The sequence below is a fragment of the Corynebacterium callunae genome, from assembly GCF_046592015.1.
Classification (GTDB): Bacteria; Actinomycetota; Actinomycetes; order Mycobacteriales; family Mycobacteriaceae; genus Corynebacterium; species Corynebacterium callunae_A.
On sequence record NZ_JAWVOB010000002.1, the window covers coordinates 120,086 to 143,729 of the forward strand.

General features: G+C 53.3%; 29 protein-coding genes and 1 riboswitch. Of the genes, 24 read left to right on the plus strand and 5 right to left on the minus strand.

Features of this window, described 5'->3' with window-relative positions:
- Positions 1–353: 353 nt before the first annotated feature.
- A complete protein-coding gene (gene tuf / locus SFC07_RS03605) occupies positions 354–1,544 on the plus strand; it encodes an elongation factor Tu (protein WP_411206866.1) in 1,191 nt (396 codons plus the stop codon).
- Positions 1,545–1,684: 140 nt separating this feature from the next.
- A complete protein-coding gene (locus SFC07_RS03610; protein ID WP_411206867.1) occupies positions 1,685–2,386 on the plus strand; it encodes a hypothetical protein in 702 nt (233 codons plus the stop codon).
- A gap of 2 nt (positions 2,387–2,388) precedes the next feature.
- On the opposite strand, the gene SFC07_RS03615 is transcribed toward SFC07_RS03610, so the two are convergent.
- Genes SFC07_RS03615 through SFC07_RS03625 form a run of 3 tightly spaced genes read right to left on the minus strand, consistent with a single transcriptional unit; the run spans position 2,389 to position 5,505 of the window.
- Positions 2,389–3,204, minus strand: a complete 816-nt coding sequence (locus tag SFC07_RS03615) for an ABC transporter ATP-binding protein (protein ID WP_411206868.1) — start codon at positions 3,202–3,204, stop codon at positions 2,389–2,391.
- Between the two features lie 15 nt (positions 3,205–3,219).
- Entirely contained in the window at positions 3,220–4,410 is a 1,191-nt protein-coding gene (locus SFC07_RS03620) for a FecCD family ABC transporter permease (RefSeq protein ID WP_411206869.1), read from the minus strand.
- Entirely contained in the window at positions 4,411–5,505 is a 1,095-nt protein-coding gene (locus tag SFC07_RS03625) for a FecCD family ABC transporter permease (RefSeq protein WP_411207031.1), read from the minus strand.
- Positions 5,506–6,286: 781 nt separating this feature from the next.
- Here SFC07_RS03625 and rpsJ point away from each other — a divergent pair.
- From rpsJ to SFC07_RS03730, 21 genes are all read left to right on the plus strand, one after another.
- Positions 6,287–6,592 carry a 30S ribosomal protein S10 gene (gene rpsJ / locus SFC07_RS03630; RefSeq protein WP_003854291.1) on the plus strand — a complete coding sequence of 102 codons (306 nt, stop codon included), beginning with the start codon at positions 6,287–6,289 and terminating at the stop codon, positions 6,590–6,592.
- 32 nt (positions 6,593–6,624) lie between these two features.
- Positions 6,625–7,281: a 50S ribosomal protein L3 gene (gene rplC, locus SFC07_RS03635; protein ID WP_411206870.1), complete on the plus strand. Its 657-nt coding sequence runs from the start codon at positions 6,625–6,627 to the stop codon at positions 7,279–7,281.
- Positions 7,278–7,934, plus strand: a complete 657-nt coding sequence (rplD, locus tag SFC07_RS03640; RefSeq protein ID WP_411206871.1) for a 50S ribosomal protein L4 — start codon at positions 7,278–7,280, stop codon at positions 7,932–7,934. Before rplC ends, rplD begins: the two co-directional genes overlap by 4 nt.
- The gene (rplW, locus tag SFC07_RS03645; protein ID WP_015650390.1) at positions 7,934–8,239 is read left to right on the plus strand and encodes a 50S ribosomal protein L23; all 306 of its coding nucleotides are present in this window, start codon (positions 7,934–7,936) and stop codon (positions 8,237–8,239) included. The genes rplD and rplW overlap by 1 nt, the downstream gene beginning before the upstream one ends.
- Before the next feature lie 24 nt (positions 8,240–8,263).
- Positions 8,264–9,106 carry a 50S ribosomal protein L2 gene (rplB, locus tag SFC07_RS03650; RefSeq protein ID WP_411206872.1) on the plus strand — a complete coding sequence of 281 codons (843 nt, stop codon included), beginning with the start codon at positions 8,264–8,266 and terminating at the stop codon, positions 9,104–9,106.
- Between the two features lie 16 nt (positions 9,107–9,122).
- Positions 9,123–9,401, plus strand: coding sequence for a 30S ribosomal protein S19 (gene rpsS, locus SFC07_RS03655; RefSeq protein WP_003854296.1), 279 nt, complete (start codon positions 9,123–9,125; stop codon positions 9,399–9,401).
- Between the two features lie 3 nt (positions 9,402–9,404).
- A complete protein-coding gene (gene rplV / locus SFC07_RS03660) occupies positions 9,405–9,767 on the plus strand; it encodes a 50S ribosomal protein L22 (protein WP_411206873.1) in 363 nt (120 codons plus the stop codon).
- Positions 9,767–10,513: a 30S ribosomal protein S3 gene (gene rpsC, locus SFC07_RS03665; RefSeq protein ID WP_015650394.1), complete on the plus strand. Its 747-nt coding sequence runs from the start codon at positions 9,767–9,769 to the stop codon at positions 10,511–10,513. Before rplV ends, rpsC begins: the two co-directional genes overlap by 1 nt.
- 2 nt (positions 10,514–10,515) lie before the next feature.
- Complete coding sequence (gene rplP, locus SFC07_RS03670) at positions 10,516–10,932, plus strand: 50S ribosomal protein L16 (RefSeq protein WP_003854302.1); 417 nt, start codon at positions 10,516–10,518, stop codon at positions 10,930–10,932.
- Positions 10,932–11,162: a 50S ribosomal protein L29 gene (gene rpmC / locus SFC07_RS03675; protein WP_015650395.1), complete on the plus strand. Its 231-nt coding sequence runs from the start codon at positions 10,932–10,934 to the stop codon at positions 11,160–11,162. The genes rplP and rpmC overlap by 1 nt, the downstream gene beginning before the upstream one ends.
- Positions 11,163–11,164: 2 nt before the next feature.
- Complete coding sequence (gene rpsQ, locus SFC07_RS03680; RefSeq protein ID WP_411206874.1) at positions 11,165–11,443, plus strand: 30S ribosomal protein S17; 279 nt, start codon at positions 11,165–11,167, stop codon at positions 11,441–11,443.
- 374 nt (positions 11,444–11,817) lie between these two features.
- Complete coding sequence (gene rplN / locus SFC07_RS03685; RefSeq protein ID WP_411206875.1) at positions 11,818–12,186, plus strand: 50S ribosomal protein L14; 369 nt, start codon at positions 11,818–11,820, stop codon at positions 12,184–12,186.
- Between the two features lie 2 nt (positions 12,187–12,188).
- A complete protein-coding gene (rplX, locus tag SFC07_RS03690; RefSeq protein WP_411206876.1) occupies positions 12,189–12,503 on the plus strand; it encodes a 50S ribosomal protein L24 in 315 nt (104 codons plus the stop codon).
- The gene (gene rplE / locus SFC07_RS03695; RefSeq protein ID WP_411206877.1) at positions 12,503–13,078 is read left to right on the plus strand and encodes a 50S ribosomal protein L5; all 576 of its coding nucleotides are present in this window, start codon (positions 12,503–12,505) and stop codon (positions 13,076–13,078) included. Before rplX ends, rplE begins: the two co-directional genes overlap by 1 nt.
- An 877-nt stretch (positions 13,079–13,955) precedes the next feature.
- Positions 13,956–15,524: a SpaH/EbpB family LPXTG-anchored major pilin gene (locus tag SFC07_RS03700; protein ID WP_411206878.1), complete on the plus strand. Its 1,569-nt coding sequence runs from the start codon at positions 13,956–13,958 to the stop codon at positions 15,522–15,524.
- Between the two features lie 49 nt (positions 15,525–15,573).
- Positions 15,574–16,497 (plus strand): class C sortase, encoded by a 924-nt coding sequence (locus SFC07_RS03705; RefSeq protein ID WP_411206879.1) that lies wholly within the window; start codon positions 15,574–15,576, stop codon positions 16,495–16,497.
- Positions 16,494–17,867, plus strand: a complete 1,374-nt coding sequence (locus SFC07_RS03710; RefSeq protein ID WP_411206880.1) for a SpaH/EbpB family LPXTG-anchored major pilin — start codon at positions 16,494–16,496, stop codon at positions 17,865–17,867. The genes SFC07_RS03705 and SFC07_RS03710 overlap by 4 nt, the downstream gene beginning before the upstream one ends.
- A gap of 588 nt (positions 17,868–18,455) precedes the next feature.
- Positions 18,456–18,827, plus strand: a complete 372-nt coding sequence (locus tag SFC07_RS03715) for a hypothetical protein (RefSeq protein ID WP_411206881.1) — start codon at positions 18,456–18,458, stop codon at positions 18,825–18,827.
- On the plus strand, positions 18,766–19,455 hold the full coding sequence (locus SFC07_RS03720) for a hypothetical protein (RefSeq protein WP_411206882.1): 690 nt from the start codon (positions 18,766–18,768) through the stop codon (positions 19,453–19,455). The genes SFC07_RS03715 and SFC07_RS03720 overlap by 62 nt, the downstream gene beginning before the upstream one ends.
- Positions 19,456–19,539: 84 nt before the next feature.
- Complete coding sequence (locus tag SFC07_RS03725) at positions 19,540–20,253, plus strand: hypothetical protein (protein WP_411206883.1); 714 nt, start codon at positions 19,540–19,542, stop codon at positions 20,251–20,253.
- A 47-nt stretch (positions 20,254–20,300) separates the two neighbouring features.
- Positions 20,301–20,963: a SpaA isopeptide-forming pilin-related protein gene (locus tag SFC07_RS03730; RefSeq protein WP_411206884.1), complete on the plus strand. Its 663-nt coding sequence runs from the start codon at positions 20,301–20,303 to the stop codon at positions 20,961–20,963.
- Here the strand turns inward: SFC07_RS03730 and SFC07_RS03735 are convergent.
- On the minus strand, positions 20,960–21,769 hold the full coding sequence (locus SFC07_RS03735) for an aldo/keto reductase (protein ID WP_411206885.1): 810 nt from the start codon (positions 21,767–21,769) through the stop codon (positions 20,960–20,962). The two genes, SFC07_RS03730 and SFC07_RS03735, sit on opposite strands and share 4 nt — an antisense overlap.
- A gap of 50 nt (positions 21,770–21,819) precedes the next feature.
- On the minus strand, positions 21,820–22,617 hold the full coding sequence (locus tag SFC07_RS03740) for a formate dehydrogenase accessory sulfurtransferase FdhD (protein WP_411206886.1): 798 nt from the start codon (positions 22,615–22,617) through the stop codon (positions 21,820–21,822).
- A gap of 145 nt (positions 22,618–22,762) precedes the next feature.
- A riboswitch (cobalamin riboswitch) is annotated at positions 22,763–22,832 on the plus strand.
- Positions 22,833–22,967: 135 nt separating this feature from the next.
- Between SFC07_RS03740 and SFC07_RS03745 the strand changes: the two genes are divergently transcribed.
- On the plus strand, positions 22,968–23,594 hold the full coding sequence (locus tag SFC07_RS03745) for a hypothetical protein (protein ID WP_411206887.1): 627 nt from the start codon (positions 22,968–22,970) through the stop codon (positions 23,592–23,594).
- Positions 23,595–23,644: the final 50 nt, after the last annotated feature.

Sequence of the window (23,644 nt, forward strand, 5' to 3'; positions counted from 1 at the left end):
GGCGCACAAATAAGGGACTTTGTCCCTTAAACCACCCCGCGTGTTTAAACGTGTCAGAGGGCGCGTAGGGTGGAGTAGGGTAGTGGCTTGCTAGCTACATTGAGCCTGCACTTTTAAGTATATTTCTAGTGTGTTTTGCAATGTATCTAGCTGGCCGTTACCCTGCGAAAGTCCACAGGGTAGCTGGTAGTTTGAAAATCAACGCCGTTGCCCCTAGGATTCAGTAACTGGCACATTTTGTAATGCGCTAGATCTGTGTTCTTTCAGCCCCCGAGGCTGGCTCTCACAGTGAAGGCTAAACCAATTCGTGGCTGCGAAAGTCGTAGCCACCACGAAGTCCAGGAGGACATACAGTGGCAAAGGCGAAGTTCGAGCGTACCAAGCCCCACGTTAACATCGGCACCATCGGTCACGTTGACCACGGTAAGACCACCACCACCGCGGCTATCACCAAGGTTCTGTCTGATGCTTACCCAGATCTCAACGAGGCTTTCGCCTTCGACGCCATCGACAAGGCTCCGGAGGAGAAGGAACGTGGTATTACCATTAACATCTCCCACGTTGAGTACCAGACCGAGAAGCGCCACTACGCACACGTTGACGCTCCAGGCCACGCCGACTACATCAAGAACATGATCACCGGCGCTGCTCAGATGGACGGCGCAATCTTGGTTGTTGCTGCAACTGACGGCCCAATGCCTCAGACCCGTGAGCACGTTCTTCTTGCTCGCCAGGTTGGCGTTCCTTACATCCTCGTTGCTCTTAACAAGTGCGACATGGTTGACGATGAGGAAATCATCGAGCTCGTTGAGATGGAAGTTCGCGAACTTCTTGCTGAGCAGGACTACGACGAGGACGCTCCAATCGTTCACATCTCCGCTCTTAAGGCTCTTGAGGGTGACGAGAAGTGGGGCAAGCAGATCCTTGAGCTCATGCAGGCTTGTGATGACAACATCCCAGACCCAGTTCGTGAGACCGACAAGCCATTCCTCATGCCTATCGAGGATATCTTCACCATCACCGGTCGTGGCACCGTTGTTACCGGTCGTGTTGAGCGCGGTACCCTGAACGTTAACGACGACGTTGAGATCATCGGCATCAAGGAGAAGTCCACCTCCACCACCGTTACCGGTATCGAGATGTTCCGTAAGCTTCTTGACTCCGCTGAAGCTGGCGACAACTGTGGTCTGCTTCTCCGTGGCATCAAGCGCGAAGACGTAGAGCGCGGCCAGGTTATCGTTAAGCCAGGCGCTTACACCCCTCACACCGAGTTCGAGGGCTCTGTCTACGTTCTGTCCAAGGATGAAGGCGGCCGCCACACCCCATTCTTCGACAACTACCGTCCTCAGTTCTACTTCCGCACCACCGACGTTACCGGTGTTGTGAAGCTTCCCGAGGGCACCGAGATGGTTATGCCTGGCGACAACGTCGACATGACCGTCACCCTGATTCAGCCAGTTGCAATGGATGAGGGCCTGCGCTTCGCTATCCGCGAAGGCTCCCGCACCGTTGGCGCCGGCCGCGTCACCAAGATCATCAAGTAATTAATGATCTAACAAAGCTCTGAGCCTAAAAACTCAGCAGCTTTAACCTAAAGAAACCCAGAGGATTTTTCCTCTGGGTTTCTTTGTGTTAGCAGACCCAAAAATCGAAGCACGGGCAAACTGGATTAGGCTTAAAACCCATGAGCAAAGATCCCGCCCGCATACCCGCTGTCCTCGCTGAACTTCAAGAGACATGGGAAGGGCAGCCGGAGCTTTCTCTAGCTACGCTCTTTGGAATTCTGGCCAATAATGGCGTGGGATGGGGCAGCGAGGATGAAGACCTAGTCAGGCAGCTGCAGATAATGCGCAAGCAATTCCCAGCCAGTCTGCAGGGTCCCGTGATTGATATGCGCGAACGATATGTGGTGGAAACCGAGAATCCCCAAAATTTGGTCACGGTGGACCCCTATCGGATTGTGGTGCGCCCCCTCAACCAGGTGCGTCAGCCGGGCATTTGGGAATATCGCCACATCAAGGCCTTCGTGGGTGCCCCATTGCACATTGAGGACCGCGCGGGTACCACCCACCACTTAGGTACCACCGTGCGTATTAGGCTTGTCGACGAAAAACCGCTGCCACAGGTGGATCAGCTCAACAACATGAAACAGCAAGACATTGGTGATCAGGTATTCCTAGTTCTCCTAGAAGACGGGTCCTACGTGCTTATTGAAAGAAATCTCAGTGTCTTTGTGGAACAGCGTTGCAGTGTGGACAAACAAAAGTTTAAATGGGTGAAATTAGCAGAGTGTGCTGTGGGCAAAGAGCTAAAAGTTCAAAGCAACACGGGCATGCTCACTATTAAAGGCGGAAATGTGGTGCAGATTATCCATATTGACGCTTAAACTCACGGTTTTTCGTCGAGAAGCGCGGTTTTGGGGAGCGGCACCACCATGGGAGTGGCGGTGACGGGATCTGCGGTGATCAGGCAATCGAGGCCGAAGACCTCGGAGATGAGCTCGGCGGTGATGACCTCATGTGGGCTGCCGGTGGTAATAATCCGGCCTTCTTTCATGACGATGAGGTGATCAGCATAGCGCGCGGCCTGGTTGAGATCGTGCAGCACCGTGACAATTGTTTTGCCGGCGTGATTGAAGGCTCGCAAAAGTTCCAGCAACTCATATTGGTGCGCGATGTCGAGGAAGGTGGTGGGCTCGTCCAACAACATGATGGGGGTTTGCTGCGCGAGGAGCATCGCCACCCACACGCGCTGACGCTGACCGCCGGAGAGCTCATCCACTAAACGTGCGGAAAGTTCGGTCAGACGAGTAGCTGCGAGTGCTTGGGCCACGGCATCAGCATCAGATTCGCGCCACTGCTGAATGAGGCTTTGATAAGGCGCGCGGCCACGAGCCACCAGGTCCGCCACGCGGATGCCTTCGGGGGCTATGGAGGTTTGGGGAAGAAGCCCTAGTTCGCGGGCGATTTCTTTAGGCTTATAGTCCTTGGTCTCGCGGCCGTCTAAGAGCACGCGTCCAGCGGTGGGGGAGATGACTCGGGAAAAACCGCGCAGCAGGGTGGATTTGCCACAACCATTGGGGCCGATAATCGCGGTAAAAGAATTATCGGGAATAGAGATGCTGAGATCTTCTGAGATGGTGCACTTGTCATATCCGATGGTGGCATGTTCCATGCGCAACCGGGAGTGTAGAGATTCACTCATGAGGGCTCCTTTAATTTAGTGGCTGTGGCCGGTGAAGTTCTGGCGGCGGGTTTCGCGGATGATAAGCCAGATCATGTAACAACCGCCGATGCAGACTGTGAGTAGACCAACTGGAATACTGCGGTAAAAACTGGCAATAACAAGAGATGCCAAATGGGCAACACTCAAAAGAGCAGCACCCATAGCTGCGGAGGAGAGCAAGCTAACGCCCGGAGTATGGGTGATGCGCCGAGCAAGCTGTGGCGCAACCAGCGCGATAAAGGAAATGGGGCCAGCTGCTGCTGTGACCAGGGCGGTGGTGGCCACACCCACCACAATGAGTGCCAACCGGGTGGAGTTGAGGTGGAAACCTAAGGTGGCAGCGGCATCATCACCCATCTCCAAGAATCGGAGTGCTCGGGAAAGCGCGATGGCAGCGATGAAGATTATTGCTGCAATGAATAGAGAAGGAATAAGGGATTGCCAGGTCACGCGATTGATGGAACCTGCGCTCCAAAAGCCCACCACCATGGCATCTTCAATATCGGCGCGGGTGATTAGGTAGGCGTTGATTGATCCCAACATGGCAGAGACACCAATGCCAACGATAATCAGGCGGAAACCTTGGACACCTTTGCGCCAGGCCAAAAGATAAACCACGAGTGCTGTAAGCAATCCGCCCACAATAGCTGCACCAGCAATCGTCCAATATTGGTTGTTCCCCAAGACCAAAATAACCAGTACAACAGCGGTATAGGAACCCGCATCAAAACCAATAACATCTGGTGAGCCCAGGGGATTTCGGGTGAGGGACTGGAAGATGGCGCCGCCGATTCCGAGCAAGGCTCCAAAAACTACGGCGGCGATGGCTACTGGCAGACGCCATTCGCGCACCACTAGGACAGGGAATTTCTCACCAATGCCAAAAATCGCTGGAACTACCTGCGACAGGGAGAGGGGATAATCCCCAAGAGTGATGGCAAAGGTGGCACTGGCAAGGGCCAGCACCAGCAAAATTAAGGAGACGACCACAATGCGGATGGGGAAATCGAGGGAGATGAAGCTACTTCGAAGCTGCAGCGCACGATAACCACGGTCTAATGGAGGTTGCTGCGAGGTAGAAGCGTGCGGAATTTCCGCGAGGTTTGCGTCGAAAAGCGCCTGTGAGCTGCTGTCAGCACCCGGAAAACCGGAGCCACCTGGGGCCTGGGGGGAGTTTTTGGGCATTTAAAGGCCGCTCACTTTCTTTCCTCGAACCAGCATGATCAGCACCGGCGCACCAACCACTGCGGTGACAATTCCGACCTCAATTTCCCCCGGGCGTGCGATAACGCGCCCGATAACGTCTGCAGCCAGCACCAATACTGGGGCGCTGAGCGCGGAATAGGCCATGATCCAGCGCTGATCCGGGCCGACCAGCCAGCGCACAATGTGGGGAATCATCAAACCGACAAAGCTAATGCCGCCGGTCAGCGCGGTACCGCCGCCGGCCAGCAGAGTAAGTGCAATGAGGCCAAGGATGCGGGTGCGCACAACGCGGGTACCGAGGGAAGCTGCGAGATCATCACCCAGCGCAATGGAATTAAGAGCACCGGAAAGCAGCAGCGCAATAATCAAACCCAGCAGGAGAAAAGGCGCCACGCTAAAAGTATCGTGGAGATCAGTACGCGCAATGGAACCAAGACTCCAATTGCGCACGCTCTGAAATGTGTCAGGATTAATGAGCGTCAAAAATGACGTCACACCTCCGAGCACCGCTGCCAGCGCAACTCCGGCCAACACCAGGGTGATTGGCTGCGCGCTACCACCACCACTGGAACCGATAAGGTACACCATCCCGGTGGCTAGCGCGGCACCGATAAAGGCAAACCAGATATAGCCAGTGACACTGCTCAAACCAAAAAATCCCACGCCGAGGGTGACTGCAAAACCCGCGCCCGCATTCACGCCGAGGATGCCGGGATCTGCCAGCGGATTACGGGTTAGCGCCTGAATCAGAGCACCGGCCACCCCAAAGGCCGCGCCCACCAAAATCCCCACCACCGTGCGCGGAATGCGCAGCGACCACACAATTACCGAGGCCTCGGAATTATCGTGGGCCTGAAACCCCTGCCACACCGCGCTCAAGGACAGCGGATTTGCACCATAAGCCAAACTCAGCGCGGACACGATAACCAGCGCCACCACGATAACCACTAAACCGAGTGCGCGCCGGCGGTGCAGTTGAGCGGGGTTGGTGGGCTTGTTGGTTCTATTGGTTTTGGTTCCGGGGTTTGTTTCGGTTTTTGTTGGGGGTTGTGCTGGGGTTTGTGTTCTGGTCATCATGGGCCTTTCTCCCGCTGCCATTTTGGCGGCGGGGTTTTCTGATGACGGGGTTGGGCGATGAAAGGGTGGAGTAATTAGGTTAGCCTGATCTAATCCATAGTGCCACAAAGGGTAAAAGATAAAAAAGATGCTTTTCGACGAAAAGATGCGGTGCTTGATGAGGCAGGGCTTTTCTTGGGTCTTTCTTTGGTTTTCCCTCCGCTTCCTTTCGGTTTCAGAGGCTGGGGGTGTGATCTGGATTGCAAAGCTGCGGGGGAGTGGGGTTTCGGATGGATTTTCAAAGTTTTTGCAGATAGGGGTTGTATTCCAAGTGACTATATGGTTAACTACTTAGGTTGCTTTAACACGGCGTGTGTTTCCCTATGTTTTTAGGGAGATGGATATGCCAGTTGGTAAGGCAAACATGACACCTTCCATTGAGGTCGAGAATCTAGGTTTTCCTAGGTATTCAACTTCAGGAGGTATCCACTGAAGCCGGGTAACTGGTGAAGGCGGAACCGGAGAAGGGGCATGGCAAATAAACAGCGGCAGTTACGTTAGGGCCACGCATACGCATTTAGGTCCCTTCCGATTTTCCTGATTTTTATCAGATCAATCGTGGCGCGTTTTATTTGTACAGCGCCCGTGATCCAATGTCAGAGATTTTTGACAGGTCAGGTTAAACACTGGCGTTGCGCCCGAGCCCCTAGCCCGGACAACGTTATAGAGAAAATGAATGAAGCGAATTCCCACCGCTCTCCAAATGGAAGATGTGGGACTAGCGAGGAAGAGGATAAGCGTGGCGGGACAAAAGATCCGCATTAGGCTCAAGGCCTACGACCACGAGGCGATTGATGCGTCTGCACGCAAAATCGTTGAGACGGTCACCCGCACGGGTGCCCGAGTCGTTGGACCGGTGCCTTTGCCCACCGAAAAGAACGTATATGCCGTTATTCGTTCTCCCCATAAGTACAAGGACTCTCGCGAGCACTTCGAGATGCGCACCCACAAGCGCCTGATCGACATCCTCGACCCGACGCCGAAGACTGTTGATGCCCTTATGCGCATCGACCTTCCGGCCAGCGTCGATGTGAACATTCAGTGATCGACGGAACTTTTGGCAGCGGAGAATAAATAATGAGTGAAAACGAGATCAAGGGCATTCTGGGTACCAAACTCGGCATGACTCAGATCTTCGACGAGGAAAACCGCGTTATTCCGGTTACCGTCGTTGAAGCTGGTCCATGTGTAGTTTCCCAGATTCGCACCGTTGAGACCGATGGCTACAATGCCATCCAGATCGCCTACGGCGAAATCGACCCCCGCAAGGTGAACCAGCCTTTGACTGGTCACTTTAACAAAGCAGGCGTTACCCCCCGGCGCCACGTCACCGAGATTCGTATGGACGATGTCTCCGGTTACGAGGTTGGACAGGACGTTACCGTTGAAATCTTCAACGACATTAAGTTCGTTGACGTCACCGGTACCTCCAAGGGTAAGGGCTACGCCGGCGCTATGAAGCGCCATGGCTTCGCTGGCCAGGGAGCCGGCCACGGTAACCAAGCTGCCCACCGCCGCGTAGGTGGCATTGGACAGGCTTCTACCCCAGGTCGTGTCTTCAAGGGCAAGCGTATGGCTGGCCGCATGGGTAATGACCGCGTCACCACCCAGAACCTTAAGGTTCAGAAGATTGACGCCGATGCCAACCTCATCCTGATCAAGGGTGCGATCCCGGGCAACCGTGGCGGCATCGTTACCGTTAAGACCGCAGTGAAGGGCGGTGCACACGCATGACAAATCTGAAGCTGGACGTCCAGGTTGCCGACGGTACTACCGCTGGTTCTGTTGACCTACCTGCAGAGATTTTTGACCGTGAGGTTTCCGTCGCACTGCTGCACCAGGTTGTCAATGCACAGCTTGCAGCAGCTCGACAGGGCACCCACTCCACCAAGACCCGCGGTGAAGTACGCGGCGGTGGCCGTAAGCCATTCCGCCAGAAGGGAACCGGTCGCGCTCGTCAGGGCTCGATCCGTGCACCTCACTTCACCGGTGGTGGTATTTCCCACGGCCCTAAGCCACGCGACTACGCACAGCGCACCCCTAAGAAGATGATTAAGGCTGCCCTTTTCGGCGCCCTTTCCGATCGTGTTCGTAACGATCGTCTCCACGTCATCTCCGAATTGGTGCCAGGCCAGACTCCTTCGACCAAGTCTGCAAAGGCTTTCATCGAGCGTCTGTCCGAGCGTAAGTCCATCCTGCTCGTACTGAGCCGTGAGGACATCAACGCCCAGAAGAGTGCCAACAACCTGCCCGGCGTCCACATCCTGGCCGCTGATCAGCTGAACACCTACGACGTTCTCAAGTCTGATGACGTTGTGTTCTCCGTTGAGGCTCTCCACACCTTCATCAACCGCGCTACTGCTGCGGCAAAGGAGGAGCAGAACTAATGGCTACTATCGCCAATCCACGCGACATCATCCTCGCGCCGGTCGTTTCTGAGAAGTCTTATGGCCTCATGGAGCAGAATGTTTACACATTCTTCGTCTCCACCGATGCCAACAAGACTCAGATCAAGATTGCCATCGAAGAGATCTTCGGCGTCAAGGTTGCCGCTGTGAACACCGTAAACCGTGCAGGTAAGCGCAAGCGCTCCCGCTCCGGCTTCGGTACCCGCAAGGCCACCAAGCGCGCTTATGTCACTCTTCGCGAGGGCAGCGACTCCATCGACATCTTCAACGGCTCCGTCGCTTAAGACGTCGATAGAAAAGGACACATTATGGCTATTCGTAAGTACAAGCCGACAACCCCGGGTCGCCGTCAGAGCTCCGTTTCCATGTTCTCGGAGATCACCCGTTCGACCCCTGAGAAGTCACTGCTTCGCCCGATCTCCAAGACCGGCGGCCGTAACTCTCACGGACACATCACCACCCGTCACCGCGGTGGTGGACACAAGCGTCGTTACCGCGTCATCGACTTCCGTCGCAATGACAAGGACGGCATCCTGGCTAAGGTCGCTCACATCGAGTACGACCCAAACCGCACCGCTAACATCGCATTGCTGCACTACTTGGATGGCGAGAAGCGTTACATCATCGCTCCTAAGGGGCTGCAGCAGGGCGCTCTTCTTGAGTCCGGCGCAAATGCCGACATCAAGGTTGGCAACAACCTGCCACTTCGCAACATCCCAACCGGTACCACCATCCACAACGTGGAGCTGAAGCCAGGTGCAGGTGCAAAGTTGGCTCGTTCCGCAGGTACCTCTGTACAGCTTCTTGGTAAGGAAGGAGCTTACGCAGTTCTGCGTATGCCATCCTCTGAGATCCGTCGCGTAGACATCCGCTGCCGCGCAACCGTTGGTGAGGTCGGCAACGCTGACCAGATCAACATCCGCTGGGGCAAGGCTGGCCGTATGCGTTGGAAGGGCTGGCGCCCAACCGTCCGTGGTGTCGTTATGAACCCGGTCGATCACCCACACGGTGGTGGTGAAGGTAAGACTTCCGGTGGTCGTCACCCTGTTTCCCCATGGGGACAGAAGGAAGGCCGCACCCGCAAGCCTAAGCGCTATAGCGATGACATGATTGTTCGTCGCCGTCGTGCTAACAAGAACAAGAAGCGCTAAGAGGAGGTAACGAAGAATGCCACGCAGCCTTAAGAAGGGCCCGTTCGTCGATGAGCACCTCCTCAACAAGGTAGACGCTCAGAACGAAAAGGGTACCAAGCAGGTCATCAAGACCTGGTCCCGCCGTTCCACCATTCTCCCCGATTTCATCGGTCACACCTTTGCTGTCCATGATGGACGCAAGCACGTGCCTGTATTCGTGGATGATGCCATGGTCGGCCACAAGCTGGGCGAATTCGCCCCAACCAAGACCTTCAAGGGTCACGTCAAGGACGACAAGAAGGGACGTCGATAAGCGATGAGTGAAAACATCACCTCCGCAAGCGCGACTGCTCGCTTTGTCCGCGTTACCCCAATGAAGGCTCGTCGCGTCATTGATCTTGTACGCGGCAAGACCGTCGCTGAGGCACTGTCTATCCTTAAGTACGCTCCACAGGCCGCTTCCGAGCCTGTTGCCAAGGTTGTTGCTTCTGCAGCTGCCAACGCTGAGAACAACTTTGGACTGGATCCACGCACCCTGGTTATCTCCGAGGCTTATGCCAACGAGGGTCCAACCATGAAGCGTTTCCAGCCACGTGCTCAGGGCCGTGCTTTCCAGATCCGTAAGCGCAGCTCCCACATCACCGTGGTAGTTGAGAGCCAGAAGGAAGGAGCCAACTAGTGGGCCAGAAGATCCATCCACACGGCCTCCGATTGGGCATCACTTCCGACTGGAAGTCCCATTGGTACGCCGATAAGTCCTACGCTGCATACGTAGCTGAAGACATCAAGATTCGTGAATTCCTTTCCAAGGGCCTCGACCGCGCCGGCATCGCTGACGTTGTTATCGAGCGCACCCGCGATCGTGTTCGCGTTGACATCCACACCGCACGCCCAGGCATCGTCATCGGCCGTCGTGGTGCTGAGGCAGACCGCATCCGCAAGGAGCTCGAGAAGCTCACCGGTAAGCAGGTTGCCCTCAACATCCTCGAGGTCAAGAACGTTGATGCCAACGCTCAGCTGGTGGCTCAGTCCATCGCCGAGCAGCTGACCAACCGCGTGGCTTTCCGTCGCGCAATGCGCAAGGCTATCCAGTCTGCAATGCGTCAGCCACAGGTTAAGGGTATTAAGGTCGTGTGCTCCGGTCGTCTTGGCGGTGCCGAGATGTCCCGCACCGAGCGTTACCATGAGGGCCGTGTACCACTGCACACCCTTCGCGCTGAAATCGATTACGGCACCTACGAGGCTCACACCACCTTCGGACGCATCGGCGTCAAGGTGTGGATCTACAAGGGTGACGTCGTTGGTGGACGTCGCGAGAGCGAGATCAATGCACCCGCAGAGCGTCGCGGCCGCGGCGACCGCAACGCACGTCCGCGTCGTGGTGGCCAGCGTCGCCAGCGTGCTGAGCAGAAGCAGGAGGGCTAAACATGCTTATTCCTAAGCGCGTTAAGTACCGTCGCCAGCACCGTCCTACCCGTAGTGGTATTTCCAAGGGCGGCAACCGCGTCACTTTCGGTGAGTACGGCATCCAGGCTCTTGAGCCTGCCTACATCACCAACCGTCAGATTGAATCTGCACGTATTGCCATCAACCGCCACGTCAAGCGTGGTGGCAAGGTATGGATCAACATCTTCCCAGACCGTCCTTTGACCCAGAAGCCACTCGGCGTTCGTATGGGTTCCGGTAAGGGTCCTGTGGAGAAGTGGGTCGCAAACATCAAGCCGGGCCGTATTCTCTTCGAGATGAGCTACCCGGATGAAGCTACTGCTCTCGAGGCATTGCGTCGCGCTGGCCAGAAGCTTCCCTGCAAGGTCCGTATCGTCAAGAGGGAGGATCAGCTCTAATGGCTATCGGTACCCCAGCACACGAGTTCCGTGAACTCAACGAGGAAGAATTGGTTACCCGCCTCAACGAGGCTAAGGAAGAACTATTCAACCTTCGCTTTCAGCTTGCTACTGGCCAGCTGACCAACAACCGCCGCCTACGCTCAGTCAAGCGTGACATCGCCCGCATCTACACCGTTATTCGCGAGCGCGAGCTGGGCCTGTCCGTGGTTCCGGGAGCTGAGGCTTAATTATGAGTGAGGCAAACGTGGACAACAAGGAAAAGGGCACCCGCAAGGTTCGCACCGGCTACGTGGTTTCTGACAAGATGCAGAAGACCATCGTCGTCGAGCTTGAGGACCGTAAGCAGCACGCTCTCTACGGCAAGATCATGCGCTCCGCCACCAAGGTGAAGGCACATGACGAGGCTGAGATCGCCGGCGTCGGCGACCTCGTCCGTATCGAAGAGACCCGCCCACTGTCTAAGGACAAGCACTTCCGTCTCGTCGAGATCGTCGAGAAGGCTAAGTAATTTGGGCCGTTATCCGCTCTGGATAACAACCTAAAGAAGTCCCTATCTGGTTTTCCAGATAGGGACTTCTTTGCGCTTTTCGACGCCTCCCTGCGTTGGTGGTACAGCAGGGGAGCGGGGTACAAGGTCTGCCATAATCTGCGTTGCGCTAATGCGCAACTGCGATTTGTATTCGGGGGTAATGATGTGGTTAAATGTTTAGGTTGTCTGCGTAGGTCGGGCTAGCGGTGCTTTTCCGAGTCGCTTTCCCGAGACCCCTCGACGTTTAGGTTCGTTGCCCACTTTGGTGGAGTGTGTAGACATCTGTAGTACATAGACCACGCATGTTTGGGACGGAAATCCAGCATGCATAAATCCAGGTCAGGAGACCAGTAGTGATTCAGCAAGAATCGCGTCTGAAGGTCGCCGATAACACTGGTGCACGTGAAATTCTGTGCATCCGCGTCCTCGGTGGATCTACCCGACGTTTTGCTGGCATTGGTGACGTCATTGTCGCCACTGTCAAAGAAGCAACCCCAGGCGGCAACGTAAAGGCCGGCGAAGTTGTAAAGGCTGTTATCGTTCGCACTAAGAAGGAAACCCGTCGTGCAGACGGCTCCTACATTGCATTCGACGAGAACGCAGCTGTCATCATCAAGAACGACAACGAGCCACGCGGCACCCGTATCTTCGGACCAGTTGCTCGTGAGCTTCGCGAGAAGAAGTTCATGAAGATCGTTTCTCTTGCACCGGAGGTGATTTAAGAATGAAGGTCCATAAGGGCGATATGGTTCTTGTCATCGCTGGCCCTGACAAGGGTGCAAAGGGACAGGTTATCGCGGCATTCCCTCAGACTGAGAAAGTTCTCGTCGAAGGCGTCAACCGCATCAAGAAGCACGTAGCTAACTCCGCACCAGAGCGTGGCGCAGAGTCCGGCGGAATCGTAACCCAAGAAGCTCCGATCCATGTCTCCAACGTCATGGTCATCGATTCTGACGGAAACCCAACTCGCGTTGGTTTCCGTGTAGATGAGAACGGCAAGAAGGTTCGCGTCTCTCGTCGTAATGGGAAGGACATCTAATGACCGAGAACTACACCCCTCGTCTGAAGAGCCGTTACCAGGACGAAATCCGCACCAAGCTGCAGGGCGAATTCGAGTTCGCTAACGTTATGCAGATCCCAGGCGTAACCAAGATCGTTGTCAACATGGGTGTTGGCGACGCAGCTCGTGACTCCAAGCTCATCAACGGAGCTATCGAGGACCTCACCGCAATCACCGGTCAGAAGCCACAGCTTCGCCGTGCAAAGAAGTCCATCGCTAACTTCAAGCTCCGTGAAGGCATGCCAATCGGCGCAAAGGTTACTCTGCGCGGCGATCGTATGTGGGAATTCCTCGACCGTCTGCTGACCGTGGCTCTGCCACGTATCCGCGACTTCCGAGGACTTTCTGACCAGCAGTTCGACGGCCACGGTAACTACACCTTCGGCCTCACCGAGCAGACCATGTTCTACGAAATTGACGTCGACAAGGTCGACCGTCCTCGTGGTATGGACATCACCGTTGTTACCACTGCGGTAAACGACGATGAAGGTCGCTCCCTGCTGCGCGAGCTCGGCTTCCCTTTCAAAGGTGAAGACGGAAACCGTCAGCAATAATTAGGACTTTTAAGTTCTCTTAAGTGCGCTTCCCAGCTTGGCTGGGGAGCGCACTTTTTTGGTTTTTCTGCAAAACCCAAAATGCGTTTTAAATGTACTTCAGATTGTAATTTATTAGCGTTTTTTGCTGGGTTTTCTATTTCTGAATAAAGTTTATGCATGAGTTGAAAAGTATAAAACTGTCTAAACGTGGCTGAAGTATATTCCATTTTCAAAATAGAGAGCGATTGTTAATCAGATTTCATTTTGAAAGTAAAAATATAGCTGTGACCTGTAATAAATGTTTTGAATTGTATTAAATAGTACCTATTGACAGAATGTCACTTATACAATTTGCGTAAGGGCTCTATGTTGTGGCCATAACGTTTTCTGCAAGTTATTCAACTGTAATACATAAGCAGTTTTTCTATCATTCTGCATTTATTTTACAGTTCTGCAATTAATACAGATGCTAAAGCGGTTTGCTCTTGAAGTTGCCATAGGGATAGATGGGTCCTTGAAAATGCCTGAATAAGCGATCGATCAAAGGAATTATCAAAAACTGCTCGTACCTGCACTTAAGGGTAAATTTTGCAGCTTTTGACAGGGGGTAGTAAGGGGGTGTCCATTAAATACCCCATCTATTAATATTGCTCTCAAGTGCAATACGCCAGTTCAGGATATATAACGAGGTATATAACTTTTACATATTATAAAAAACCTTTAAAACCAGGTTGTGTGCCTTATCAAAGTTTCTTACACTCAGCTTGCAACCAAAACAGCTATCCAGCGCGGTTGTATAAGTCACCTAAAGCTTCGCGTGAGCCTCGACCTCGCCCCACCAGGGGAGTAATTGGCAAAACTGTCCGTGGTGCGAAGCTAGTATCTGAGGAATGAAATGAACATCTTTAAAAAGGCCCTCGTTGCCACCATTGCAACGTCATTTATTGTGGCTGGTGGCGGAATCGGCGCAACCGCGTCCGCGCAGGCTTCTCCGAGCCAATTGGCTTCCCTGGTTGATGGCACACAAGATGCAACCTTGCATATTCACAAGCACGCTACTCCTGAAGGTGATCTGGTTGAAGGTAACGGCGCTCAGCAGACTGTCACCTCCCCAGGTGTTGCTGGCGCACAATTCACCATCGAGCGACTTAACGACGATAATAACGTTGCAATTGATCTGACCACTGCCGCTGGTTGGCAAGCAGCTCAGGATATTGATCCTTCAACTCCAAAGGCCACCTTGGTCACCGATCCCCTACATCCGACTGGTATTTACACCACTGATACTAACGGTGAAATCACCGTTGATCTTCCATTGGGTCTTTATCGTGTGAAGGAAGTCCAAGCCCCTGTTGGATATAACTCCACCAACAATGCGTTTTTGGTGACCTTGCCTATGACGAACCCAACCGATCGTAACGCCTGGATGTATGACGTTCACGTCTATCCAAAAAATGACGTGGTCGATCCAACTGTTCCTACCAAGACGGTAGCTGACGCAGGTGTACAGGCCGGCGATGCTCTGGATTACACCATCACTTCACCATTGCAGGGTTACACCGACTTCACCTTCTTCCAGATCAAGGATAAGTACCCCACTGATCGTCTAGAGAACCCAGTGGTCAATTCGGTGACTCTCAATGGAACCGCTCTGGCTTCCACTGATTACACCATCAACACCACTGTTGCCGGAGAAGTTGCAATCACCATGACTTCGGCAGGTTTGCTTAAGCTCTCGGCAGCGCCAAATGGTGGCAGCGTAGTTAAGGCCAATCTAAGCTTTGATGTTATCAATTTGACTGCTACTCCAGCAGCTACCCTGGGTCCAATTACCAATAATGCTGAGGTTTCTCAAAGTAACCAGGGCACCCCAGGGGTCACTGATCCATCAGTTCCGCCAACAGGCACTGTGCCAGTTCCTCTTGATCCAAACACCCTTCCAAAGTCCTTCTACGGCGCAGTGAAGTTGATCAAGACTGGTCAGAATTCCAGTGGCCAGGAAGTTAAGCTTGCTGGTGCGGAATTCCAGGTTTATGAGTGCACCAGCGCTGACGAACTTGGCACTTTGCTTGAGGGCTTTTCTGGTGTCACCAACGCAAATGGTGAGCTTTATATCACCGGTCTGCATGCCAACAACTTCATTGATGGCGCTCCGACTGTTGCAGATCTAGAGGCAAGGGGAGAAGCTGTCACCCTGGAAACCAAGTACTGCCTGGTGGAAACCAAGGCTGCACCGGGTTATGAACTGCTCACCGATCCGATCGAGTTCCAGGTTCGAGCAAACCTTATTGAGGGCACGATTTCCCCTACCGAGCTCATGACGGAAATTGAGAACGTCCAGGCAAATGCAGGCTTCGATCTACCACTTACCGGTGGTAAGGGTGTTGCAATCATCCTCGGTGCAGGTTTGATCCTGCTCATTGCAGGCGGCGCTTACTACCTCATGCAGCGTCGTAACGCATAGTTTCTCCGCTTCATCTCGGCGAGTTCAGTAACAACAAGAAGGTCCTTTCATGTCGCTTTTAATGGAGAATTACTCCAGCCGTGCTCCCAAACATACGGCTAAAAAACGCTCACGAAAGCTGCACCGACTAATTCCGTTGTTGCTGGCACTCGCCGGGATCATCGTCTTGCTCTATCCAGTCGTCGCAACCATTCAAAAAAACTACAGCCAGTCCAGCGGTGCCCGGGTCTACTCGGAGCAAATGATCTCTGAGGTAAGTGCCGAAGAACGCGCCGCGGAATTAGCTGAAGCACACCAATGGAACACCGACAATCAAGGGCAGCCCGTTCTTGATCCATGGCTAGCGCGCATAACTGAAGATAATGAAGAGTATCGCGGCTACATCAAGCAACTTGATCTCAACGATGTTATGGCTCGCATCATCATCCCGGCAATTAATTCTGATTTGCCCATTTATCACGGCACTACAGAAGAAGTGTTGGGTAAGGGTGTTGGACACCTTTTCGGCACATCTTTGCCGGTAGGTGGAGATAACGCCCACGCGGTCCTCACCGGCCACACAGGCCTCTCTGGAGCAACCCTGTGGGACAACCTCACCAAGGTTAAAGAAGGTGACCCCGTTTATATCGAGGTCGCGGGTGAAAAACTAAAATACGAGGTTAATCAAATCCGCGTGGTGCTACCAGATGAAACTTCCTCGCTGGTTCCAGAATTGGGCAAAGATCAAATAACACTGATCACCTGTACTCCCTATGGAGTGAATTCACACCGCTTGCTCTTAACTGCCCAACGAGTCCCTATGGACCCTGCCGATGAAGCAGTTTTTAATGCAACGCACCAGCCCTGGCAGTGGTGGATGACAGCAGTTCTCGTAGTGGTGGGTTTTGTCCTAATTCTCTTTATCATTGCGATAATTCGTCGTATCAAAAAATCTAAAAACAACAAAGTAAACGTCTCAGGAGGTGTGCAGTGAACCAAAAGGTAGAAAAATTTTTAAAGCTCTTGCTTCTTAAGCTTGCAGTTATTCTTACTCTTGCTGTAGTTGCCACTGCTGTGACCTTAACGGCAATCCCAAATACAGCCCAAGCCTCCCAAGCTGCGGCTGCTCCGGCTGATGCAGCCACCATCAATCCCGCTGCTCGCGGTGAACTGCGGGTGGTCAAGTCGGCTGGCGATCCTTTTACCCAGTTTGGTGATCCTACGAACCCTGGTGCGCCGGTTATTCAACAGCCGGTAGCTGGGATTGAGTTTAATATCCAAAAGATCAGTGGTTTTGATCTGACCACCAATGAGGGTTGGCGCCAAGCCCAGGCCCTGGATGATACCAAGCTGGTGCCCGGTGGTAGCGAGGCCTACCGCCTCGGTGAAAAGATCACGGCATCCACAAACTCTGAAGGCGTGGCAGTCTTTAGTGATCTGGATTTGGGTCTCTACTATGTCACCGAGTCTCCAAAGCCGGCCCAAAATCAGGGTTTGACCGTGTTATCGCCCTTTGTCGTCGCAGTTCCTACCACTGACGTGGTTGATCGTGCTACCTGGCTGTATTCAGTCACCGTGCATGCAAAAGACCAACGCCTAGCGGCGTCAAAAACCGCTAATCGACGCTGCGCTGCAGTTGGAGATACCGTTGAATATGGCATTAGTGCCACAGTCCCGGCTCCAACTCGAGACGGACGAATCAGCCGCTACCAGATTGTTGATGTTCTCCCCGCCGACACTTCGCTGGTTCCTGATACCTCAACTGTTATTTTGACTGACACTTACCGTGAAGCAGTTAACACCGAGCTTACTGTGGGCAGTGATTTCGAAGTAACCACTGAAGGTGGTCTGGCTCGACTCTCTCTCAAAGATGCTGGCCTCTCAGGTCTTGCAGCACTTCGTGAAAATAATCCTGGTGTTGTTGTGACCTGGCGTTTTGAGCTCAAGATTGACCAGCGTCCAGAAGATGGAACCTTGGAGAATATCGCGTATCTCCTCACCGAGGGATATCCCGAATTTGATCCCACTATCCGTCCTGGAGTTCCTACCAATGAGGTGGAAGTTGGGGTTCCATGTATTACCCCCACTCCGACCGCAACTCCTACCGAAAAACCTGGTAATTCAACTCCCACCACGGTTCCGACCACCAGGGTAGAGGTGCCTGTGCCTGGCCCGGGCATCCCGCAGCCTTCTCAATCTGTACTCCCGCAAAGCCCAACGGCTCCCACCACTCCACCAGGTGACTTGAGATCAGCGTTGGCACAAACTGGCGCTAATACGCTCTGGGTGATGGGAATCGGCCTCGGCATGCTTCTGCTTGGAGCTCTCATTCTTGCGGCATCAAAGCGCAAGCGCGACGAGTAATTAAAGCACCTCACTGCCTATAAAATCCTCGGATTACCCCGGTCTTTATTGGGAAAATGGGGAGACGTACGTCTCGAAAAAATACATAAACATTTATTTATCTGAAATCAGCAGCACTGACCAGTAAAGGTTCTAAGAGAGAGGATTTGCGTTTAGCAATGCGTAAGTTGATCAGACGCTTCGCCTACATTTGTGGCGCAGCAATAATCGCCTCGTCCGCCACTGTGAGCGCAAATGCTCAAGATACTTCTCTCGATGCAGTGACTACGCAAGTGGCAGAGCCTATCGCCACTTCAGAACCCACTGTGACCCCCGAGGCCACAACTACAGCTGCCGAGGTTGCACCGACAACTGCTGTCACAGATCCAACGCTTGAATCTCTAACTACTCCGCTTGCTGTACTTCCTGAGATTTCTCCTCTGGACCAGTCCACCATCAAGCTCACCCAGACCGATGCAGGCAATAACCAGCTATCTGCTCTGGTTGCTGCACCGGGTGCCGGACAAAGTCTTTTGGGGGAACTTACTTTTACTCGTTCTCACTCTACAGCAGCTTTTTTCAGAGGTGCTATCTGTAACTATTGGGGGAGTGGACGTTCCCTTTGGTTTTGCTCCAGCCAATATGAGCGGCCTCGATTATGATTTGCTCAGCATCGATGCCGGCACTATCGCTTGGCTAGAGGGTGAAGAAGTGGTGGTCACTTATACAACCACCGACGACCTTGGTGAAACTGTCATTGAGGACGGCACCTGGTCCTTTGATGAGCTCAATAAAGACAGCGCATTTAATTATGTGGAAGCTACCACCCCAGGTTCACAAACCTTAATGCGTTCTTTCGCCCTATTTGCCGCCGTGCTGTCAGATCGCCCCAGCACTCCTACCATTGGCAATCCAGTTTTTGTCGCCGGCCGACCTGAGCGCTTTACTCCAATGCCGAGATCCCTTATACCGGTTCTCTAATGACCCAGCATTTGGTGTTGGTTATAACGAGACAACTGGAACTTATATCTATGGAGACAATCCAGCGTATCCAGTACGTCACCGTAACTGGTGTACTGATTACTACCAGGATGTGGGTGACCGCTCGGTACGTGGCCCGGACAATCCCCTGGGTGGAACCGGCGGTTCAGGATTGCTTTGTTATGACCACACCGTCGCGGAGCAGGGACTATTTTATAGCCGCGACGATGTGCAATACGCTTGGCAAAATGGCACCGCCACCTACCGTGCCTCGGAGTTCCTTATTGGTGGCGGCGACGCCGGCGGTGTTTGGCATGGCGGTACTTATACCGTTTATTCGACTCCAGCCCCAGTGATGGATGCCAATTTTAAAAACACCGGCAAGCCAGGCTTTCAGCTTTATATCGATGGAGTTATCAACACTGACGATCCAGGCTGGACCTATGTCAAGACCACGACCAACAGTATTCCAGCTCTGCTTATGGTGTCACCAGATAAGAAAATCGGCGTGATGATCCTCCAGAGTGGTGGCGTGGGAAGTGTGCAGTTTAACTTCCTCGATATGGGCAAGTATCTCAGCGATAATCCAGGTGCAACGCCACAGAGTATCGGAGCTAGTACCAAATAAAACACCTATGAGGTTGGATTGCCCACGCCTAATTGGCAGCGCATTGCTATCCGCCATTGCACTACGGAAACTACCATTGCCCCGGTGCAGAAGGTAAATGGTTACCGTTCCTATGGTTTTCTTCCCATTTGGACCAGCAACCCTGCGCCAGAGGTACAAAAGGATGTATTGACCCAAAGCGATGGATTTATCGAGTACAAGATCACAGTGAAAAACCCAGGCAGCGTGTACCCGGGAGTGGATTCCTGGCCTTATACCTTGGAAGATGTTCCAGGCTTTGCCAGCGTCGTAGATGTCACCAACTTCCAGCTGATTTCTGCACCAACCGGAATTAGCACCGGCGTAAAAACCCGTGGCACCAATGGCTACGAGCTAGCCAAGGATCAACCTTTGGCCGATGGACAAACCGAGACCTATGTAATTCGCGTGACCTATAAGCCCAACGCCACCTATAACCAGGCAAATACCACGTCACTTGCCTGCACTGCTGTACCTACAGCAGGCAGTGGCGGATATGACGATGCTAAGGTCACCACTTCTACGGTGGGGCCTGATGGAGTGAAAACTTCAGTTACAAAGGAAGACAATGCTTGTGCACCACTAAAGATTACGCAGGCCATGACCATGCTCAAGGACGTCATCGCAGTGGATCCTACGGCTAAGACTGTGGAGTACAACATTGCCGTCACTAATCCAGCAGCATCTGCGCAGCAAGGCTGGATTACTGATACTCTAAAGTTCTCAGATGCTGTCACCATCACACCATCACCGGCGCCACCGTTAATGGAGCGGCAGTAACTGCTAGCAACGGAACCTATTCCGTCGCTGGTACTCAAGCCTCACCCATGAGCTTTGCACCAGGTTCCACCACAAATTTCAAAGTGAAATTTAGCTATGACTACACGTCCAAAGCACTAGGTTCCACAACACTTAATTGTGCAGCGACAACAGCCGGCAGCGGATTCTTTAACGTGGCAAGTCTCAACCTTCCAGCAAGCACCACCCCATTGACTGATGATGCCTGCGGAAATATTCCTGCCATGCAGAATGCAGCCCTGGGCGTGGTCAAGACTGATTCCGAGGGAACGGTTATTCCGCTGGAAGCAGGATACGCCTTCGCTGGGTACCAAAATGGTGTAAAAATTGCGGATGTTAATGACTCCACTGGTCGCAGCTTTGCAGCCACTGCAGCTGCTTTGACCATCGGCCAGGAATACCAGCTGGTGGAAACTATGGCACCAAGTGGCTATGAGCTACTGCCAACACCTGTGCCTTTTAAGATCACAACTTCTGGCAGCAGCCTTAATTTGGAGATCATTAATCCGGCCAATTACCCCAGCGCGGTGGCAATCACTACTGCTAATCAGCCAGCAAATATGGTGGTGATGTCAGTGTCTGATATTTGCACCGGACTGCCAGAAGCAGGTGGCAGTGGAGTGGCTTGGTGGATCGGAGCAGGGTTAATACTGCTGATCGCCGGAGCTATTAGCGGCCGACGACTCGCTTAGAACTCCTCATAAGTGGCCGGATCTTGATTTTTGATCCGGCCATTTTCCCGTCCAAGAGCAGTGATCGCGGCAATCTCTTCGTCGTTAAGCGCAATCTGGATGGCAGCGAGGTTGCTGCGCTGACGCGCTGAGTTGGTGGAACGTGGGATGGGGATGATGCCGCGCGCGTGGTGCCACGCCAACGCGACCTCGCCGGCACCAACGCCGTGGCGCGCGCCGATTTCGGCGAGGATTGGCTCTTCGACGAGGCCGCGGCCGTTGCTCAGCGGGCTCCACGCTTCGGTGAGGATGCCGTGCTCATCGTGGAAGGCCACCTGCTCGACCTGGGGGAAATAGGGGTGCAGCTCAATTTGATTGATGGCTGGCAACTCCCCGGTTTCTTTTTCTAGGCGCAGGATGTGCTCTGGCAGAAAATTGGATACGCCGATATGGCGCACCAGCCCAGCGTCGCGCACCTCAATGAGGGTCTGCCAAGCTTCAACATAGAGGTCACGCTGCGGATTAGGCCAGTGAATCAGCAAAAGATCAAGGTAATCCGTGCCCAAACGGTATAGGCTTTCCTCAATCCGCACGCGGCCCAGCTCGCGGGCGTGGAAGCGACCAGGCAGCTTACTGGTGACAAAAAGCTCCTCGCGCGGCACCCCGGATTGCTTCAGCGCAACGCCGACGGTGCCCTCATTTTCATAGTTAAAAGCGGTATCAATAAGGCGATAACCAGCGTCAATGGCCGAGGTAATCGCCGCGACGCCGGGCGCGCCATCAAGGTGGACAGTGCCAAAACCGATTGCAGGAATTTTAAGGGTCATGGGCGCCACCCTAACCAAACTTTTCGACGCCTGCCTGCGGCGCTGGGTATTTAGTCTTTCGCGACCTCGCCTGAGTAAAGATTGAATTTATTGTCCTGCACAAAACCAGCCAAGAAGATCTGATTTTCTTGTGCAATTTCAATCGCCATCGAAGACACTGATTCCGTACTAATAACTCCGGAAATTCCCGCCATCGCCGCCTTTTTGAGGATTTCCTGGGTGACTTTGCTCGTAACAATGAGCATGGTTTGCGGCTGGGGGAGTTGCTGCGCCATCAGGAAATGCCCGGTCACCTTATCCACCGCATTTTCTGCACTAATATCCTCCCTGGCCAGCAGGATTTCGCCTTCAACTGTGGCTAGAGCTGCTGCTTCGATACCCTTGGTCTTTTGGAAAATCGGCCGCTGCTTATCGAGCTGTGCCGGCAGTGCAATCACCGTGCTGGCCTGGGGACTAATGGGTTCGATACTCCAGTGCAGATGGGGCTGTGGAGTTGGGGGAACACCACATGCCGGACCACTAATTTGCAGGGGTAAAGTTTGTGCCCCCAGAACATCAAGGTCTAGGACATTATAAGAATTTTGGTTATCTGGGCCTACGGCTCCGGCGCAGTATCGCGCGGTGGAAAGCTCTGTAGCGTTCTTAATCAGGCCTTCAGCCAGCAGCAATCCATGTACTAATTCAATATCTTGACCGGGAGTGCGGGTGGTTTTCCTAAAGATGCTGCCATTAACTCGGATATCCAAAGGCTCTTCCACTGCAACGGTATCGGGGCGGGTGTTGATAAAAACCTCTGCCGGGGTAGCCACCACCCGGGGAACCTGCAATTTCTGGGTGATACGCCCCATTGACCTTTGCCTCCTATTATTTGTGTTTCTGTTGAATCCAACGCTGCTAGATGCTCAAAAAATTCCAAGAAATAGCAGTTCATAGAGTATTCTTGAGGAGTCTTCAGTGCTAACTGTGTTAAAGAACCGGAGATCGCTTTTTGAGGGAAGCCGGTCAAATCCCGGCGCTGACCCGCAACCGTAGATCACCTTTGAGGGGTGATGAGTCGGATTACTCAAGATCTCTGGAATTGGCTTAGAACAACCGTCGTGGAATACGGAAGTTTTTATTGAGCATCCCCATGAGTGAAAAGCCCTAACGCTGGCTCGCTAAGACTCTACTTTTCCTATATCTCATGGAAGGCTACACCTTGAGCATTTCTTTCCCTCGTACCGCGACCGCAACTCTCGCGGCAGCTGCCACCACCATTTCCCTTTTCAGTGCAGTTCCTACAGCTCACGCGCTCGACTCTTCTAGCATTGACAATGCTGCTGATTGCCTCGAGGTTAATAACGTGTGGGTTTATGTGGAATACGGCGCAGATACCGACAAAAACTCCAAGGGCGCATGCGCCACTGAATTCGACACCGGCTTTGAAGCACTGGAATCCGCAGGTTTTGTGGCCAAGTATGACCAGTTCGAATTTGGCCGCTTTTTGAAGGGCATTGATGGAGTAGTGCCAGTATGGGAGGAAACTGGCACCTACTGGAACAACTACTCCGGCACCGTTGCTGCGGATAACACCGTGAGCTACGAATATGCCATCGTTGGCGGCGATGACACCACGCCAGCTCCCGGTTCTGTTGAGGCTTGGGTGGTTTCCGATGGCACAGTTGATCCAGCATTAACTGCGATTCCGGTAGCACCAACTGGTTCCTCCGAAAGTAATGGCATTTTTGCCCTCATTGCTGGAGTTTTTGCCGTTGTTGGTGGCGCAGTTGCTGCTCTCTACAGCGGACTTATCTCTATCCCCGGCTTGGTTCTGCCTAAGATCTAGTGGAATTGAGCAGAATTACGCACAAAACGCTCTAAAACGGCGAAATGTGT